Origin of the sequence: Paraburkholderia aspalathi (genome assembly GCF_900116445.1) — a bacterium.
In the GTDB taxonomy this organism is placed as follows: Bacteria; Pseudomonadota; Gammaproteobacteria; order Burkholderiales; family Burkholderiaceae; genus Paraburkholderia; species Paraburkholderia aspalathi.
This window is the reverse complement of record NZ_FPBH01000001.1, coordinates 295,650-313,368: the sequence shown is the minus strand read 5'-3', so window position 1 is coordinate 313,368 and position 17,719 is coordinate 295,650. Positions and strand designations below refer to the sequence as shown.

Below are 17,719 nucleotides of genomic sequence, written 5' to 3'. Positions count from 1 at the left end.
CGAAACGGTTGCGCCAGTTGGGAAACGTCCTGAGAGGGTTATCCCTCTGAAGAATTGTTTCGTTCATGTAACGCCGCATGTTTTGACGGGCCAAAAGCTTGCGTATCAAGCGTGCCTGCGTTGCAAAATTTGCATAGTGCGAAGACGCACGTAGTGAATCGATTTGTCTGATCCGCAACACGAGGTGGGGAATGGGCCGGCGGCCAACCGGCGCGCCAGCCGACTTCTGTGGGTTACTAGCTGGAAATGCCCGGGCCTGCTTTGCCGGTCTCCTGGCCGCGGCCATACTGATCATCGAAACGCACGATGTCGTCCTCGCCGAGATAGCCGCCTGATTGCACCTCGATGATTTCCAGCGGCGTCTTGCCCGGATTCTCGAGCCGGTGCGTGACGCCGAGCGGAATATAGGTCGATTGATTCTCCGACAGCAGAAAGGATTCCTCGCCGCGCGTGACACGCGCCGTGCCGCGCACCACCACCCAGTGCTCGGCGCGATGAAAGTGCATCTGCAATGAGAGCCGGCCACCCGGTTGCACCACAATGCGCTTCACCTGAAAGCGTTCGCCGCGGTCGATCGAATCATAAAAGCCCCAGGGCCGCTGGACCTTGCGGTGCTCATGGACTTCCGCACCATGCTCCGCTTTCAGACGGCCGACAATTGCGCGCACCTCCTGCACGCGTTCCTTCGCGGCGACCAGCACCGCATCGGCCGTTTCAACCACCACGACGCCTGTCACGCCAACGCATGCGACCAGTCGGCCGTCCGAATGCGCGAAGCTGTCGGTCGAGCCTTCGAACACCACCCGGCCGCGGCCGACGTTGCCATCGGAGTCCTTCTCGGACAACTGCCAGACCGCATCCCATGCACCGACATCGGACCAGCCGGCGACCAGGGGCACGACTACACCGGTCAGCCGCATGTCAGAACCAAGATGCTCCATCACTGCGTAATCGATCGAATCGGAGGGACATGCATCGAAAGCAGCGCGATCAAGATGAAGTGCGCCGGCGCCGTCAAGCGACGCCCGCGCAAACGACTCCGCACATGTCGAGGCGATCAAGGGACAGCAACGCGCGATCGCAGCTAGCCACACCGAAGCACGCACAATGAAAATGCCGCTGTTCCACCAGTACTCGCCGCTGGCGACATATCGCTCGGCCAGTTCTCGATCCGGTTTCTCGACGAAGCCATCGATCGCACGCGCCCCCTGCCGCCCGACCGGCACGCCGGTGCGGATGTAGCCGTAGCCCGTTTCCGGCCGCTCGGGCGGCACGCCGAGTGTCACAATCGCGCCCTGCGCGGCATGAAACACAGCCTGCGCGAGAGCAGCGACGAACGCGGCGTTATCAGCAATCATGTGGTCGGCCGGCATCACGATGAGCACGGGGTCCGGGCCGTCCGGCATATCGGCTTGCGCGGCGAGCGCGGCGAGCGTCAGCGCGGGCGCGGTATTACGCGGCGAAGGTTCAAGCAGGAGGCGAGGCCCACCGTCGCACCGCTCGAGCCGTTCGACGGTCGCGAGGCGCAGTTCGGCGCCGCACACGACAATGGGCGCCGCCCGCTCGAAACGCGGTGCAGCGTGCGTGTTGGGCTCCCGCGCAAACAGACGGTCTAGCCGATGCACTGTCGATTCGAGCAGCGACTCGTCACCGAACAGGCTGATCAGTTGTTTGGGGCTTTGCTCGCGCGACAGCGGCCATAGCCGCGTGCCCGAGCCACCCGCGAGAATCACCGGCTGGACGGTGCAGTACGCCAGCGCCTCGTGTGCCAGCGCCTGCTGCGTGACCGGCAATGCAAAATCGTTCATTCAAATCTCTCCCAATGCAGAAGACTCCGGGCCCCTCGCAACGAGGATTGAACCCGGCACAGCAAGCATTACATGTTGATTGGAGCATGCATCAGCGGCCTATATCTGTTCGCACCCCAACACTGCCACGCTGGCGTGCTAAGCGTTCATCGACGGGAACGCCCTGAAGGATTTTTGACGCAATTTTCACTCATCCATGGATTACGCTCAGACATTGAAATTAATCAATATTCCTAACTGACTGAACAGGCCGTGAACGGGTGGTATCCAGACGGCACGCCGGATGCGAGCCAACCCAGCGAAGTTACAGTTTCTCGAACGTACAAACGTCCGGCAATATGCCACGCTGGCGCCGCCCGCAGGCCAGCGGCGCACGATCGCTACGCGCCCTGCATGTCAAACCGACGGATAGCACTCCGTAGTCGAGGAACGGCCCTTCTACCTTGCGAAAGCCGAACTGTTCGTAGAAGGCACACAGGCTGACTGGTGCATTCACTCGTACAACGGTTCCCGGCCAGCGCTCCGCCGTCGCCCGTAGAACTCGCTCGATCAACACCTCAGCCGTGCCGTCGCCGCGCCTCGCCGGACTTGTCAGCACCTTATCAAGCACCACCTGCGGGTACTCTGTATCGCCAGGCCGGACCCGTGCGTATGCAATGATGGGCATCGGGCGAGATATATCTTCGGCCGCAAAAATATGGAGTGCGTATTCGTCGCGCCCATCGGCATCGAGACACAAATGTGACTGTTCGATAACGAATACCGCGCTACGTGCACGCATGATCAGATACAACTCACGTACCGTGCACTGTTCGAATTCGAGCGTTTTCCAGTTGATCACGATTTCCCCAGCGATTCGACAGAAGCTGGCCGTTGCCATGCACGCAAGGTACGCCGGCCAACCTGTCAAACTCGGTGCGCAAGCGCACCGTCGCGAGCGCAACGTGAGCTCGTATGCCAGAGCAACAGAGTTGATCAAGGTTGCATCGGCAACCCGCACGATCGGCCTCACGCCGCGCAGTAAACAGTGCATCAGCGCCACCGACTGTCTCAGACAGTTCTTCTACTTGACCTACGCATGCTGCTTCGGCCCGCGCACGCATGGCGTCACAATTGCGACACTTCGCGATCCAGCCAACGCACGGACCTGGTCGCAAGCGTTCCGTCTGCAGAATCAAGGCCCTATTGAACGCCACCACACCCGCCTCACGGCGACGCTCGGAGTGACCGCTGGCGGCTGGCGGCTGGCGGCTGGCAACTAATCGCCGAAGCAACGCGCGTTATGTGTCCGGGAACGATCCCACGGGCGCCGTTTAAAGCGGACGATACAGAAGCCGCACCCGAACGCGAGGTGGGCGGAATCAATACTGACGCACCGTTTTTCCACCGCTGACGCTATCCGCTGGACCGCCCAACTGGCCCGGAACGCGCATAAAACCTCGCTCTATACGTTTCTTTCCGGCCACCCCGAAAAGGTTGCGTCGACATCGAATAGCTCGCCAAAAATCGCTTCCGTGCGTCAGCCCACTCAACCCGTGGAACACATCTGAATCATTTCTGAACCATCCTGGACGACCGGGCTTGATGCCCGTCCAGCTAGCGTCCAGGCGTTGATTCGCGCCGCGCCGCCACCTGTCTGACACGTGCTATCCCAATCCGATCAATGACTTGGGCCAGGAAAATACCTCCGGCGAGGAACCGGGCAGGCGGGGGCCTGGTGCAGAACTGAAACAAAAACGCATATTTTGCAGCGCGACACGTCATTGTTTGCTTCGCTGCGCCGCACCAGTGCTCGATTCCGACCTCACTGGCACAATCCTCGCTAAATGAGAAGCGCAACACGAGCGCCAGCGTACACAACCCAAAACAACGTCGGCGCACAAAGGCCATACGGGGCCCGCACTGCGTATCCATAGCCGCTCGCCAGGCGGCAGCACGACACGGACGCAGCGACGGGTAGAAAATCAGGGGGCTGCCTCACGCGGCTCCGCGCGAGGACCAATCATGCTCACACTTCAATCCGATCTGCACGGCAATCATTTGCTTGGCGCACTGCCCTCCTACGAGTGGCAAGCAATGGCCCCTCATCTCGAACTCGTTCATCTGCGCACTGAGCAACTCCTGTGCGACTCCGGGCAACGTATCCATCACGTCTATTTTCCGACCACCGCGATCATCTCGATGTTGTCGACAATGGAAGACGGTAGCTCGGTCGAAATTGCTGCGGTTGGACGAGAAGGTATGACAGGCGTTCCGGTATTGACGGGTGGCGAAACCATGCCTAACCGCGTGCAGGTGCAAAGTGCCGGTTTCGCTTACCGTATGACAGCGCAAGCGCTCCGCCTGCATTTCACACGCTCCGACCTGGTGCGCCGTCTGATGATGCTCTACATGCATGCGCTGTTGACCCAGGTGGCACAGACAGCCGCGTGCAATCGCCATCATTCGCTGAACAAGCAGTTGTGCCGCTGGCTGCTGATCGAGATCGATCGCGTCGCCTCAAACGAGTTGACCGTCACGCAGCAATTGATCGCGGATATGCTTGGCGTACGCCGTGAGGGCATCACCGAAGCAGCGGGCAAGCTGCATGACGAAGGCCTGATTCATCACAGCCGCGGCCATATCAAAGTGCTCGACCGCAAGGCGCTGGAATCGCGCGCATGCGAATGTTATGGGCTCGTGAAGCGCGAGTTCGACCGGCTGCTGCCGCGCCTGCAACAAGCCGAGACGGCGAGCTAGGCGGTAAAGTTCGTCTTTCGTCAGGCGCCGCAGCGAAGCCGACATCATGCCTGTCGAATATTGACTTCAATATCCTTGCTTCGCAGGGGGACGCCCCTGTCCCCGGACGCAGCCATCAGGCGAGTACCCGTTGCAGGAATGAACGTGTGACTGCCTACTGGCCGCGTTCATAGGGTTCGCGCTAGCGTTCCACCAGGGATCTCGGCCATTGTTGGCCGATTTCCACGACCGCAGCGAGTCCAGCCCGCGAACCTGTAGCGTCCTGTTTCGGGTAGCCGGGCGCGTCCGTTGCCGCCATCGCAGGCAGCGCAGTTTGCGTCGTATTCACCCGTCCAAATCCTGCAACACCCCTTTGACCTCCGTTAGCCGGAAGTACGCGGTCCAGCCCCGTAGCACCGGATTCAGCGTTGCGATCGCGTCGCCGCGCCTCACGGCAGCGGTCACGACCTCGGAATCTGAATTTTCCGCCTCACCTGTTTTATTAAATTCACACCACCCCTTCCGATAACCAAACGCACAAACGACAACATCCACCCCTTGCTCGGAATTCTTATCTCCCTCAATATTATTCTTCCGACGATATTAAGCCTTAAGACAATACTCAGGTTCTTGTAAATCAGAACATTAAACACCAATGAAGAAACATGCCCATTTGACATAAATTTATTATATTTTTCAAAAAACGCCAGACTTGGCTCACAATTAGTCGCTCCCGATATTCTATTCGCACCCCCACTCAAAGAATACTCCACCAGAGGATCGTGCAAATATATGAATACGCAGCCAGCCATTTCAGCGTTAATGGCAAAATCCCAATCTTGATGACGACGCAAAGATGCATCGAAGCTAATTAACGGATATTGATGACGCCACATCATGATAGAAGAAGTTTGAATATACCCTCCCTCCAATAAAATGAAATCAAGCATCGATTGACCATGATATGGAGACCGGTTGCCCACCGTGCGCCGGTTTCCGTCGGTTAGCATCACGTTACTGAACAACACCTTCGCTTCATTCTCAGGAGGCTTGGGGCCGAACGCCGCGATGCATCGTTCAAGCTTGTTCGGAAGCCATCGGTCATCCGCGTCTACAAAAGCAATCAGATCACCGGTAGCTTCCTCAATGCCTCTGTTTCGACACCACGCCGCCCCACGATTCACGGGCTCGCGAATCAAACGCAATGAAATCTCATCTCCACAATGACTCGGCAACTCGAACTGCAACCCCGATGCATCATCTATAACAATAATTTCTCGCGGAACAACTGTCTGGCTAGATATTGATTCTATAGCCACCCAAAGCAAATCAGGGCTATTGTAGTGCGGAATTATCACACTAACACCATAGACATCATCACAATCACGCCCCATCCCACACCTCGAATCTAAATTTCGAAAAAATCCTCACACAAATAAAAAATATCCGGTTTCACCTGGCAGGCAGATTAATTACACTTGCCATTCCAATATTTTACGAATTACAAAATAAATACTGTCAAATCGCTTTCCAATACTGAGTTTCGACCCCGTTCTTCTCGAACAACATGGTGCTGACATAGTTCAATGTCGGATTAAGCCCTCGTGTGCGAGTGCATCGACCAGCTCATCATCTGCCTGCTGAACAGGTCGATGGCGACGACCAGGTACGTCAAGAATGAAGTGCTCTTAGGGAAAGCCAGCGTTCGGTCGCCGCCACGTAGGTGATGTAGCCCGTCTATCGCGATGAAGTTGCGCGCCAGCAGATTCGGCGCGACCGGCAAGCCATGATTCGAGTTCGTTGTCGCAACGTACTTGCGCTCGTTCGAGCGACGCAAGCCGTGCAGCGCCATCGCGGCAACTGGCGGCGCGATACGCTGTGACGAATCGTAAAACGGTCTCCCCGCAACGTTCCGTGGGTTGCCCAACAATCCCGCGTAAATTGCGATCGACGGGTCGCGGTTGAAGACTGATCAACATCAGGGGGCACGCCGCCCGCTGATGTTGATCCTGTAGAATCAGGAAGCCCCAGCGCCAGTCGAATCCAGGCTCTCAATGTCCTCTTCTCTCCTTACACCGCCCTCTGCGCAAGAAGTGCATGTCTGGCAGTGGGATCTCGATGTCTGCAGTGGTGATGTTGACCAGTACTGGGAAATGCTATCGGCGCAAGAGCGCGAGCGCGCCGACAAATTCCGCTTCGAACGGCATCGCCGTCGCTTCGTGGCAGGACGCGGCGAACTCAGGCGGCTCCTCAGCCGCTATCTCGGGCTATCACCGCGGGAGGTCGCCCTAGCTTATGGTTCGGATGGCAAACCTTTCTGCACGAGCCAGCCTCCTGGGTGGAGGATCTGCTTCAACCTCAGTCACAGCGAGAACGCAGCAGCTCTCGCAATCTCGAGCGGTTTCGAGGTCGGCATCGACGTAGAACAACTCCGCCCAATCGAGGAGAGTATGCCGCTCGACGTATTCTCCACCCGGGAGCGCGCGGAGTTCACCGCGTTGCCCGATACAGAACGGCAAAATGTCTTCTTTGAAAGCTGGGCGCGCAAAGAGGCCTGCTTGAAAGCTCTCGGCACCGGCTTTATCCTGCCACCGGCCCATTTCGAGTTCGATCTTTCCATCCGTGGCGACACGATGCCTCGCTTCGTCGGCGGCGAGGCGGAGGAAGCGACGCATTGGCGCATTTGCACCCTGTCATCCAGTCCGACTTGCGCAGGAGCGGTAGCGGCCCGACGCACGGACTGGTCGATTGTCGAAATGAATTGACGGACGGCATCTGCGTCAGAGAAACGGCCCGCCCTGCGAAGGCGCCTCAATAACCTGCACTGGCGCGCATAGTTAGAGCCGTATACGCCACAGCGCGCCACGACGCATCTACTTGCGCCATATCGAGCGGCTTAGCTCCATTCTTCTTCCGAAACGTGACGCGAATATCGCGTGCGGTCTGTCTTCCCGCCACATTCCAGGTTTAAGCGAAAGTGCCCGACACGCTCTGGGCGCGCGAACTCTTCGGGGCGATGTGTTGTTGCATCGTCCGTGTGTGCGACGGCGTACGGATAGGCAAGCCGCGGAAGATTAACTTCCACTTACAGCAAATTTCGCGTTTTGAGACGCGGATCTGGCACGGATGGCCTCGTGCTGCTTGCGCCTCCTGTGACTGGCCGCCGCTAAGTACGCTCGCTGCGCGCTTAACGCCAGGCGTAGCTCAGTACAAGGCCTTCACCTAAATTATTGGAGATCGGCAAATGTCACACAGAGATGGATATTTAGGCGACTTGCCGAGCGGGCCGGATCATGTACCTGGTGTGGCAGAGCGCTTCGATGCCGGATGTGCGGCGTTTGGCAATCATCTTGCTGCGATCGACGCGACGGGTGAAGAAAGTTATGCCGCGCTCGGCGAACGTTCGGCCCGTCTTGCTACCGTCCTGTACCGTATGGGACTGGAGCGAGGCGACCGCTGCGCCATCATGGTTCCGCGCAGTCGGGACACGCTGGCTTTGATTCTGGCGATCCTGCGTCTGGGAGCCGTCTATGTGCCGCTGGATCCGGCCTATCCCCGGGCGCAGCTCGATTTCATCGTTGCCGATTGCTTGCCCAAGCTCATCGTCGCAGAAGAGGCTGCTCTCGCCAGCGTTGGCGACCTGAATGGGGCGTTGGTCGATCTGGCGGATCTCGTGGCATCGTCGGAGGCTGCCGATCCCGCTGCGCTCCAGGCTTCCGGTGGCAACGACCCTGCCTACATCATGTACACCTCCGGCTCGACCGGCAAACCCAAGGGCGTGATCGTGCCGCACCGCGCGATTCTGCGCCTGGTGCATGGCCAGAACTTCGCTGACCTGTCGTCGCAGACGCGGTTCCTCAACCTCGCACCGCTCGCGTTCGATGCAAGTACGCTGGAGATCTGGGGGCCGCTACTGAACGGTGGCTGTGCCGCTATCATCAACGAGGTTCAACCCTCGCTTGACACCGTCGCCTCCGAGATTGCGCGACTCGGCGTGACGAGCGCCTGGTTCACGGCCGGCCTCTTCAACGCGCTCGCCGACTATCGGCTGGAAGCCTTTCTTCCGCTCAAGGAGGTGCTGACTGGCGGGGATGTGCTGTCGCCCGTCCACGTACGCAAAGTCATGGAGGCCCATCCCGGGCTGCAGATCGTCAACGGCTATGGTCCGACCGAGAACACGACCTTTTCCTGCTGCTACCGCATTCCGCGCGGCGGCGAGGCCCTGGCAAATGGCGACGCCATTCCCATCGGCGACGCCATCGCGGGCACGCTCGTCTACATTCTGGACGACAAGTTTGTTCCAGTCGGCGAGGGAGAAGTGGGTGAGCTCGTCGTGGGCGGTGAAGGCGTTGCGCTCGGCTACCTCAACCGTCCCGAACTGACGGCGGAGAAGTTCGTCGACGACGTCTTCACCCCCGGCGCCAAGCTCTACCGCACCGGTGACCTGGTCCGCCGTCGCCCGGACGGAGCCATTGATTTCCTGGGTCGCAACGATCGGCAAATCAAGATCGCCGGCAAACGCATCGAACTCGATGAAATCGAACATGCCCTGCGTGCGGCTCCCGGCGCAGCCGATGCGGTCGCGGTAGCGTTCGAGAGCCGCAGGGGAAAGTCCATCGCCGGCTTCGTAAAGGCCGATGTGACGACCGCCGCTGTCTTGCTGGACGGAATACGCGCTTATCTCAAGGCTGCTTTGCCCGACTACATGATGCCGGCGGAGTTGCGAATCCTACCGGCCTTCCCTCTGACACCGAATGGCAAGGTCGACCGCAAAGCCCTGCTTGCGGGGCTCGATACACCTGCCGCGGCACCGGCCGCACCCGAGCCGATAGACGACAACATCGCCGCAAAGCTGGCGGCTGTGTTCGAGGGGCTCCTCGGCAACCCCGTCGATCGCCGCTCGAATTTCTTTGACCTTGGACTGCGCTCGCTGGATCTGATGAAGGCGCACGCCATCATCATGCGCGACGTGGCGGCCAAGGTTGCGCTGGTAGATCTGTTTCGCCATCCTAATGTCGAGGCGCTGGCCACGCATCTGCGTGCCACGCTCGGGGTGGTGAAGGATGAGGCAATCCGGCTGCGCCGGGACACGCAAGGCGGGGCCGTTGCAGTCATCGGCATGTCCGGACGGTTTCCAGGTGCGCGCAATGTCTCCGAGCTTTGGGCCAACATCCTCGCGGGGCGCGACTGCATTACGCATTTCGACGTGACGGAACTGGAAGACAGCTTCGACGAGAACGCTCGCCGCGAAGAACGTTATGTCAAGGCGAAGCCGATACTCTCTGACGTCGACCGCTTTGATGCCGGTTTTTTTGGGATGCTAGCGCGCGAAGCGGCACTGACCGACCCGCAGCAGCGCCTTTTCCTCCAGATCGCCTGGGAGGCGTTCGAAGACGCCGGATATGATCCGGCGACGATCGCCGGCGCCGTCGGGGTATTCGCCGGCACCTCGATGAATACCTACTTCCTCAAGCATGTCCTGTCCGATCGTGGCGTCATCGACGAGTTCACGAGCCAGTTTCAGATCGGCGAGTATCAAAAGCTGGTGGGGGCCGGTGATTTCGTCGCTACCCGCACCGCCTACAAGCTCGGCCTCACGGGGCCGGCCATATCGGTACAGACGGCATGCTCTACCTCGATGACCGCGATTGGCCTGGCCGTAGAGAACCTGCGATCGGGACGCTGTGACATGGCGCTGGCCGGCGGTGTGTCGGTCACCTTCCCGCAGAAGCGCGGCTACTTCTATGAGGAAGGCGGAATGGGTGCGCCCGATGGGGTTTGCCGCCCGTTTGATGCCGGGGCCAGCGGCACGGTGTTCGGTAGCGGCGCCGGTGTTGTCTTGCTGAAACGTCTTGAGGACGCCATCGCCGACGAGGATCCGATCTATGCCGTGATCCGTGGTGTTGGCATCAACAACGACGGTTCCGACAAGGTCGGCTTCACCGCTCCCAGCGTCGATGCGCAGGCTCGCGCCATTGCCATCGCGCACGCCGAGGCCGGCATCGATCCCGCCTCCATTGGCTATGTCGAAGCCCATGGTACGGCGACGCCGCTTGGAGACCCCATTGAATTCGCAGGCCTGGTGCAGGCATTCCGCCTGGGCGGCGTCGAGGGCGGTCAATTCTGTGCCCTCGGCTCGGCGAAGGCCAATGTCGGACACCTTGATGCGGCTGCCGGCGTGACGGGTTTCATCGCGGCGGCGCTCGCCTTGCGCGACCGTGTCTTGCCGCCGCTGCTGCATTTCCGTTCGCCCAATCCGGCCATCGACTCGGCTAACAGCCCCTTCTTTTTCAACGCGGCTGCGAGTCCCTGGGCCGATGGCCCGGCACCGCGTCGCGCTGGCGTGAGTTCCTTCGGCGTCGGCGGTACGAACGTCCATGTGGTGTTGGAGGAAGCGCCCTGCCGCGCCAACGCCGCCTGTGAGTCGCAAGAAGCGCCGCAAGAGGGACTGCAGATATTGCCGCTCTCGGCGAGGAGCGCGGCAGCGCTCGAACGCACCAAGGCCTATCTCGCCAGCCATCTGGCAGCCCATTCCGGTCTTTCGCTCGCCGACGTGGCCGCGACGCTGCAAACGGGCCGCCGCTCCTTCACCCACCGCGCCGTGGTCATCGCCGAGAGTCTCGATCAGGCTCAGGCGAAGCTCCAAAAGGGGGCCATCGAAGCCCAGGCCCCTCAGGCCGCGCCCGCGGTGGTCTTTATGTTTCCCGGCCAGGGCGCCCAGTATCCGGGCATGGGCGAAGCGCTCTATCGCACCGAGCCGGTGTATCGCCAGTGGATCGATAAGGGCGCCGAAGCGCTGGCTCCGCATGTCGGACTCGATATCCGGACCCTGCTGTTCAGCGATGCCCCGGAAGGCGACGACACGCCGCACCCCATCCGTTCGACGATCTACGCGCAGCCGGCCCTGTTCCTGGTCGAATATGCGCTGGCGCAACTGTGGATCTCACGCGGCATCAAGCCGACGGCGATGATCGGCCACAGCGTCGGCGAACTGGTCGCAGCCTGCGTGGCCGAGGCGATCGCTTTCGAGGATGCGCTGTACCTGATCGCCCGGCGTGGCGCGCTCATGCAGTCGGCCGAACCGGGCGCGATGCTGGTCGTGCGTCTGTCGGAGGCCGATCTCGTGCCCATCCTGCCCGACGATGTCGACCTCGCCGCAGTCAATGCGCCGTCGCTCAGCGTAGTGGCGGGCCCCTTCGCTGCCATCGAGGCTTTCGAGGCCACGCTGAAGGCAAGCGATATCGAGCATCGACGTCTGCATACCTCGCATGCCTTCCACTCGCGCATGATGTCCGGCGTCGTTGAAGATCTTGCCAGGCTTGCGGACACCCTTTCTTTCGCCAGGCCGAAGATCCCGTACGTGTCCACCGTGACCGGCGAGTGGGCGGCGATGGATCAGCCGGTGCCCGGACGTTACTGGGCCAGTCATTGCCGCAACGTGGTGCGCTTCAGTGACGCGCTGGCCACGGTGACAGCGCAGGACAAGCCCCTACTCCTCGAAATCGGCCCTGGCCGGACGCTGTCGACGTTTGCCATGCAGGGATTGCCCAAGGACCGATATGTGGGCGCGATTGCCTCCCTGCCTGATTTCGCAATGCGCGACCGGGAACTTTCCGTCCTGGCCGAAGCGACCGGGCGGTTGTGGCTGAACGGTGTTACGCCGAACTGGAAAACCGTCCAGGCCGAAGCCGCCCACCGTGTTTCGCTACCGACCTATCCGTTCGAACCGGAACGGCATTGGATTGACGCACCTGCAACTGCCTCTTCAAGCCACCCGACGACGGCCACGGCGGCGATTGCCGCTCCAGTCTCGTCCGACGCCATAACCCACATTGCCCAGACCGCCATGACCCAAGCCGTCCGAATCGACCGCAAACCGCGTCTCATTGCCGAACTGGCGTCACTTCTCGCCGAGATGTCCGGCGAAGCGCCGGATACGTCCAATCCGGACGTGACCTTCTGGGATCTCGGTTACGACTCTCTGTTCATGGGACAAGTCTCCCGGCAGCTTCGCCGCCGCTACGACGTCACGATCAGCTTCCGGCAGATCATGAGCGACTACCCGACGCTGCCCGCCCTGGCGCAGTTCCTCGATGGCGCGTTGCCGCCTGATCCGGAACCGCAAATCGCGCCTGCCGCGGCCGAGGCTTCGCCAGTTGCCGTTGCCGCATCAGCCGCTCCCATCGCGGCTGCGCCGGTCGCCGTCGCGGGACAGGCCGCTCCCATCATGGCCGCTGCCCCGGCCACGGGTGACATCCAATCGGTATTCCGCGACCAGCTCGCTGCGATGCAGTCCCTGATGTCGCGTCAGCTCGAGGTGCTGCAAGGCGCGCCGCTGGCGGTCCAGCAGCCTGCAGCGGCAATCCAGGCCCCCGCTCCGAGCGCCGCGCTCGCGTCGACCGCGTCGGCCGCACTGGCCGCGGCTTCCGCGCAGCCCACCGGCCCCGAGATCAAGTTCGAGGAGAACCGGCCGACGCGCTTTAACGCGTACAAGCCCGGCGCTACGAGCTCGGCGCAGATCACCGATGCCCAGACGGCGTTCATCGCCGATCTGTCGGCTCGCTACTCGGCGAGGACTGCCACCTCCAAATCTCGTACGCAATCCTACCGTTCTGTGCTTGCCGATCCGCGTACCGCCAGCGGCTTCCGCGAGGAATGGAAGGAGCTTGTCTATCCCATCGTCGCCCAGCGCTCCAAGGGCTCGAAGATCTGGGATGTCGACGGCAATGAATATATCGATGTAGTCAACGGCTACGGTCAGACCGCGTTTGGCCATACGCCGGATTTCGTGGTGGAGGCAGTCAACGCGCAGATGGCGGAAGGCTTTGCCATCGGGCCGCAGTCCCCGCTTGCGGGCGAGGTCGCCCAAATGTTTGCCGAAATGACCGGGCATGAGCGCGTCACCTTCTGCAATACCGGTTCGGAAGCCGTGATGGCAGCGATGCGTCTCGCGCGCACCGTGACAGGCAAGGAGAAGGTCGTCTGCTTCGACGGCGACTACCACGGCCAGTTCGACGAAGTCCTCGTCAAGCCCGGCAGCGAGGCGGGCGTCCCGCGTGCTTTCCCGCTCGCGCCCGGCATCCCGCAGAGCTCCGTGGGCAACATGGTCGTGCTGCCCTACGCCAGGTCCGAAAGCCTCGAGTGGATCAAAGCCAATATCGACGATATCGCCGCTGTCCTGATCGAGCCTGTGCAGTCGCGCCATCCGAATCTGCGACCGAAGGAATTCGTGCAGCAATTGCGCGAAGTCACCGCGGCCAACGAATCCGCCCTTATCGTCGACGAGGTCGTGACGGGCTTTCGCGTCCATCCGGCCGGCATGCAAGGCTATTGGGGTATCAAGGGCGACATGGCGACCTACGGCAAGGTGGTCGGCGGCGGCCTGCCCGTCGGCGTGCTCGCCGGCACCGCCCAGTTCATGGATGCGCTCGACGGCGGCCAGTGGCAATTCGGCGACGCCTCGGTTCCCGAAGTCCCGCCGACCTTCTTCGCCGGCACTTTCGTGCGCCATCCCGTAGTGTTGGCCGCGATGAAAGCCGTCCTCCTGCACCTCAAGGAGGCCGGCCCGGCGCTGCAGGAATCGCTTGGCGCCCGTATGAACGGCCTCGTCCAACGCATCAATGCCCACCTGGAGAAAGTCGGCATCGCCACGCGGGCGGAATCCTTCTCGAGCTGGTTCTATATCAGTTTTGCAGGCGAAGACCGCCTGGGCAGTCTGTTCTATGCCTATATGCGCTACCTCGGCGTCCACATCATGGAAGGCTTCCCATGCTTCCTGACGACCAGCCATTCGGATGACGACATCCGCAAGATCGGCGATGCCTTCGTCGAAAGTATTTCCGCACTCCAAAGCGTAGGTATTCTCGGCGGCACGAAGGACGCCCTCGCTTTGACATCGCCGGCCGGACATCAGCCACTCGTGGAGTCTCCGCTCACCGAGCCTCAGAAAGAAATCTGGATGTCGGCTCAACTGGGCAATGAAGCATCGCTCGCGTTCAATGAGTCCTTCACCCTCGAGCTCACGGGCCACCTGAACGAGGCCGCTTTCGAACGCGCCTTCGCGGCGACGATTGCCCGCCACGATGCGTTGCGCGCTCGCTTCTCACGCGTCGGCGACAAGATGTTCGCGGATGCTGCGACGACCGTTCCGCTGGAAAAGATCGACCTTTCCGGCCACCCCGATGCGACCGGAGAACTTCAGACCTTCATCGATGCGGAAGCGCGTGAGGTCTTCGATCTCACTCGTGCTCCGCTGGTGAGCGCCGCGCTGGTGCGTCTGGAAGCCCAGAAGTGGGCCTTCGTCTTCACCGCGCATCACATCGTTTGCGACGGATGGTCGATCAACATCATCCTGCGCGACCTGGGGGCCCTCTACGCGGCCGGGATTTCGGGCAAGGAGCCCGAGCTCGACGAGGTGCAGAGTTTTCTCGCTTTCGCCAAGGCGCAGGATGAGGCCGGTGTCGACAAGGAGACGCGCGACTTCTGGCTGAACCTCCATCGCGACCCCGCGCCGCAGCTCGACTTGCCCGGCGACCGCCCGCGCCCGGAGTTCAAGAGCTTCCGCGGCGCCTCGACGACACGCCAGCTGGGTGCCAATCTTCTCAAGCAGGTAAAAGCCGCTTCGTCGAAGCAGGGCTGCTCGCTGTTTGCCACCCTGTTGGGCGCCTTCCAGGTGTTGTTTGGCCGTCTATCCGGCAATGACGATGTCGTCGTCGCCGCACCGATGGCTGGCCAGTCTCAAGCCGGCGAGGCACTTCTGGTCGGGCACTGCGTCAATTTCCTGCCATTGCGCGTCAGGTTCGACTGCAACAAGCCATTCGCCGCGCACATGAAGGCAGTGCGTGATCACGTCTTCGACGCTGGAGACCGGCAGAACTACACCTATGGCGCGCTGGTTCGCGATCTCGGTATCAAGCGTGATTTCAATCGACTGCCGCTGACTGATCTGCAGTTCAATCTGGAGAAGGTCGACGAACTGCTCGACATGGCCGGCGTGGCCACGCACTTTACGCCGAACGCGAAGGCCTACAGCAACTTCGATCTGTTCCTGAACGTGATCGAATCGCCCCAGGGTCTTCGTCTGGATTGCGACTTCAACACCGACGTCTATAACGAGTCGACGGTCGGGCGTTGGCTCGGCTACTACGAAACCTTGCTCGCGGCGATCGCCCACGATGCCACAACGCCGGTTGCGGCACTGCCTCTGTTGAGCGAAACCGAGATTCACCACCTTCGCGACGAGCTGAATGCGTCCCAGCGTGACTACGATCTCTCGCAGACGGTTCCGGCGATGATCGCCGCGCAGGCCCGCCAAACCCCCGATACGACGGCCGTGTCGGATGAGGCGGAGAGCCTCGCCTATCGCGAGCTCGATGCACGCGCCAGCCAGATCGCCCGCAGGCTCGTGGCAGCGGGTATAGCGCCGCGCGGACGCGTCGCCATCGCGATGGACCGCACTGCGATGACCGTGGCTGCCATGATTGGCGTGTGGCGCGCCGGTTGCGCGTATGTGCCCCTCGACATGACGATGCCCCCTGCGCGCCTGCGCCAGATCCTCGATGGTGCTGACATCGCCGCCATCCTCAGCGATGCGGGAAGCCGGACGGTGCTGGAACCGGGTGAACATCGCGTGCTGGAACTGGAGGCTCTCCTTGAGGAGTACGACGACGATGAGGACAGCGGCGACGAGGCCGTGACTTTGCCCGTCGTGTCTGATGCAGATTCGGCCTACGTAATCTTCACTTCGGGCTCGACGGGCCAGCCCAAGGGTGTGGAGATCGGCCATCGCGCGCTGAGCAACTTCCTGTTGTCGATGGCACAAGCGCCGGGCTTTACGGCGAGAGACCGCGTCGTCGCGGTCACCACGTTCTCCTTCGATATTTCCGGCCTCGAGTTGTTCCTGCCGCTCATCGTCGGTGGGCAGACCTTCATCGCAGGCCATGCAGAGGTGCGCACCGGCTACGAGTTGGTGACCCGGCTGAAGGACGAGGCCGCCACCGTTCTCCAGGCCACGCCATCGCTGTGGCGCATGCTGCTCGAGGCCGGCTTCAAGGCACCGAAGGGCTTCAAGATCCTTTGCGGCGGTGAGCCGTTGCCGCGCGATCTCGCCGACGATCTGCTGGCGACCGGCGCTCAGGTGTGGAACCTCTACGGCCCGACGGAAACAACGATCTGGTCTTCTGCCTTGCGTGTTGTTGCGAACGGGCCCGTGGTCATCGGCGCCCCCATCGCCAATACGGACCTGCATGTGCTGACCGACGACCTGCATCTGGCGCCCGAAGGTGTCAGCGGCGAACTGTGGATTGGCGGCGAAGGCCTGGCAAAGGGCTATTTCAACCGTCCCGATCTCACCGATGCCGCTTTCAGGCCAGTTGCCATCGAGGGTGCTGCGCCGCGCCGCCTCTACCGCACCGGCGATCTTGCCAAGCGGCTTGCCGATGGCTCGCTGCTACACCTCGGCCGTCGCGACCAGCAGATCAAACTGCGCGGCTTCCGCATCGAGATCGAGGATATCGAGGCAGCCTTGCGTAAGGCGCCCGGCGTTGCTGCGGCAGCCGTCGCCTTGCATACCGTCAACGACAGTCCTCGCCTCGTGGGCTATATCGTCGAGACTGCCTTTGACAAGACCGACCAGGGAGCGATCGCGGCGCATGTTGCCGGGCAATTGCCGGCCTACATGGTGCCGACCCTGTGGATGACGCTCGACGCGCTGCCGCAGACCAGCAATGGCAAGCTCGACCGTAAAGCCCTGCCCGTGCCGACACCGGACATGGTGGCCACACCTGTCCGTCAGCCGCACGCCGCTCTCACGGTGGTTCCGCAGGCGTCCATGCCGGCCGGATCAGTGGCCACGCCGATCGAACTACCGGCCGTGCCGGCCGAAGCAGCAACCGTGACGCCGACTCAGGCCACCATCGCGGCGATCTGGGGGGAAGTGCTCGGCTTGCAGCATATCGGCATCGACCAGCAGTTCTTCAGCCTCGGCGCAGACAGCCTCCAGCTGTTCCGCATCGTTGCACGAATGAACGAGCGCGGACTGGGTGTGGATGCCCGTCAACTCATGAAGAACGTTACGATCGCCGAATTGGCGGTGAGCCTTGACGGCACGCAGGAGAACGAACTGATGGAGGCTCCTGCCGTAGCCCGGCCATCGATCCTCAACTTCAAACGCAGAATTGCCGAAGGAGCCTGAG

Annotated in this window: 9 protein-coding genes; 4 read left to right on the top strand and 5 right to left on the bottom strand. The window is 61.4% G+C overall.

The genetic code is table 11. The features are described 5' to 3' along the window. Positions 1 to 236: 236 nt before the first annotated feature. A complete protein-coding gene (locus BM438_RS01330; protein ID WP_093632558.1) occupies positions 237 to 1,808 on the bottom strand; it encodes a mannose-1-phosphate guanylyltransferase/mannose-6-phosphate isomerase in 1,572 nt (523 codons plus the stop codon). Positions 1,809 to 2,112: 304 nt separating this feature from the next. Beyond that, positions 2,113 to 2,646, bottom strand: a complete 534-nt coding sequence (locus tag BM438_RS01325) for a GNAT family N-acetyltransferase (protein WP_093632768.1) — start codon at positions 2,644 to 2,646, stop codon at positions 2,113 to 2,115. Positions 2,647 to 2,779: 133 nt separating this feature from the next. Between BM438_RS01325 and BM438_RS01320 the strand changes: the two genes are divergently transcribed. Next, positions 2,780 to 3,070 carry a hypothetical protein gene (locus BM438_RS01320; RefSeq protein ID WP_143131629.1) on the top strand — a complete coding sequence of 97 codons (291 nt, stop codon included), beginning with the start codon at positions 2,780 to 2,782 and terminating at the stop codon, positions 3,068 to 3,070. Positions 3,071 to 3,812: 742 nt separating this feature from the next. After that, on the top strand, positions 3,813 to 4,547 hold the full coding sequence (locus BM438_RS01315) for a Crp/Fnr family transcriptional regulator (RefSeq protein WP_093632556.1): 735 nt from the start codon (positions 3,813 to 3,815) through the stop codon (positions 4,545 to 4,547). 324 nt (positions 4,548 to 4,871) lie between these two features. Here the strand turns inward: BM438_RS01315 and BM438_RS46035 are convergent, their stop codons facing one another. The 3 genes from BM438_RS46035 to BM438_RS01300 all read right to left on the bottom strand — a co-directional run bounded on the left by BM438_RS46035 (position 4,872) and on the right by BM438_RS01300 (position 6,453). Beyond that, positions 4,872 to 4,979: a group II intron maturase-specific domain-containing protein gene (locus BM438_RS46035; RefSeq protein WP_266211586.1), complete on the bottom strand. Its 108-nt coding sequence runs from the start codon at positions 4,977 to 4,979 to the stop codon at positions 4,872 to 4,874. An 8-nt stretch (positions 4,980 to 4,987) separates the two neighbouring features. After that, the gene (locus BM438_RS01305) at positions 4,988 to 5,920 is read right to left on the bottom strand and encodes a glycosyltransferase family 2 protein (RefSeq protein ID WP_093632554.1); all 933 of its coding nucleotides are present in this window, start codon (positions 5,918 to 5,920) and stop codon (positions 4,988 to 4,990) included. Between the two features lie 200 nt (positions 5,921 to 6,120). Next, a complete protein-coding gene (locus tag BM438_RS01300) occupies positions 6,121 to 6,453 on the bottom strand; it encodes a hypothetical protein (RefSeq protein WP_143131628.1) in 333 nt (110 codons plus the stop codon). 127 nt (positions 6,454 to 6,580) lie between these two features. Here BM438_RS01300 and BM438_RS01295 point away from each other — a divergent pair, with 127 nt between their 5' ends. Continuing rightward, positions 6,581 to 7,291, top strand: a complete 711-nt coding sequence (locus BM438_RS01295) for a 4'-phosphopantetheinyl transferase family protein (RefSeq protein WP_093632552.1) — start codon at positions 6,581 to 6,583, stop codon at positions 7,289 to 7,291. A gap of 539 nt (positions 7,292 to 7,830) precedes the next feature. Continuing rightward, a complete protein-coding gene (locus tag BM438_RS01290) occupies positions 7,831 to 17,718 on the top strand; it encodes a non-ribosomal peptide synthetase/type I polyketide synthase (RefSeq protein WP_244179213.1) in 9,888 nt (3,295 codons plus the stop codon). Position 17,719: the final 1 nt, after the last annotated feature.

What these genes read in the sequence shown, in the direction of transcription:
- BM438_RS01330 (WP_093632558.1), bottom strand. Translation starts at nt 1,808, where the DNA reads ATGAACGATTTTGCATTGCCGGTCACGCAGCAGGCGCTGGCACACGAG.
- BM438_RS01315 (WP_093632556.1), top strand. Translation starts at nt 3,813, where the DNA reads ATGCTCACACTTCAATCCGATCTGCACGGCAATCATTTGCTTGGCGCA.
- BM438_RS01305 (WP_093632554.1), bottom strand. Translation starts at nt 5,920, where the DNA reads ATGGGGCGTGATTGTGATGATGTCTATGGTGTTAGTGTGATAATTCCG.
- BM438_RS01295 (WP_093632552.1), top strand. Translation starts at nt 6,581, where the DNA reads ATGTCCTCTTCTCTCCTTACACCGCCCTCTGCGCAAGAAGTGCATGTC.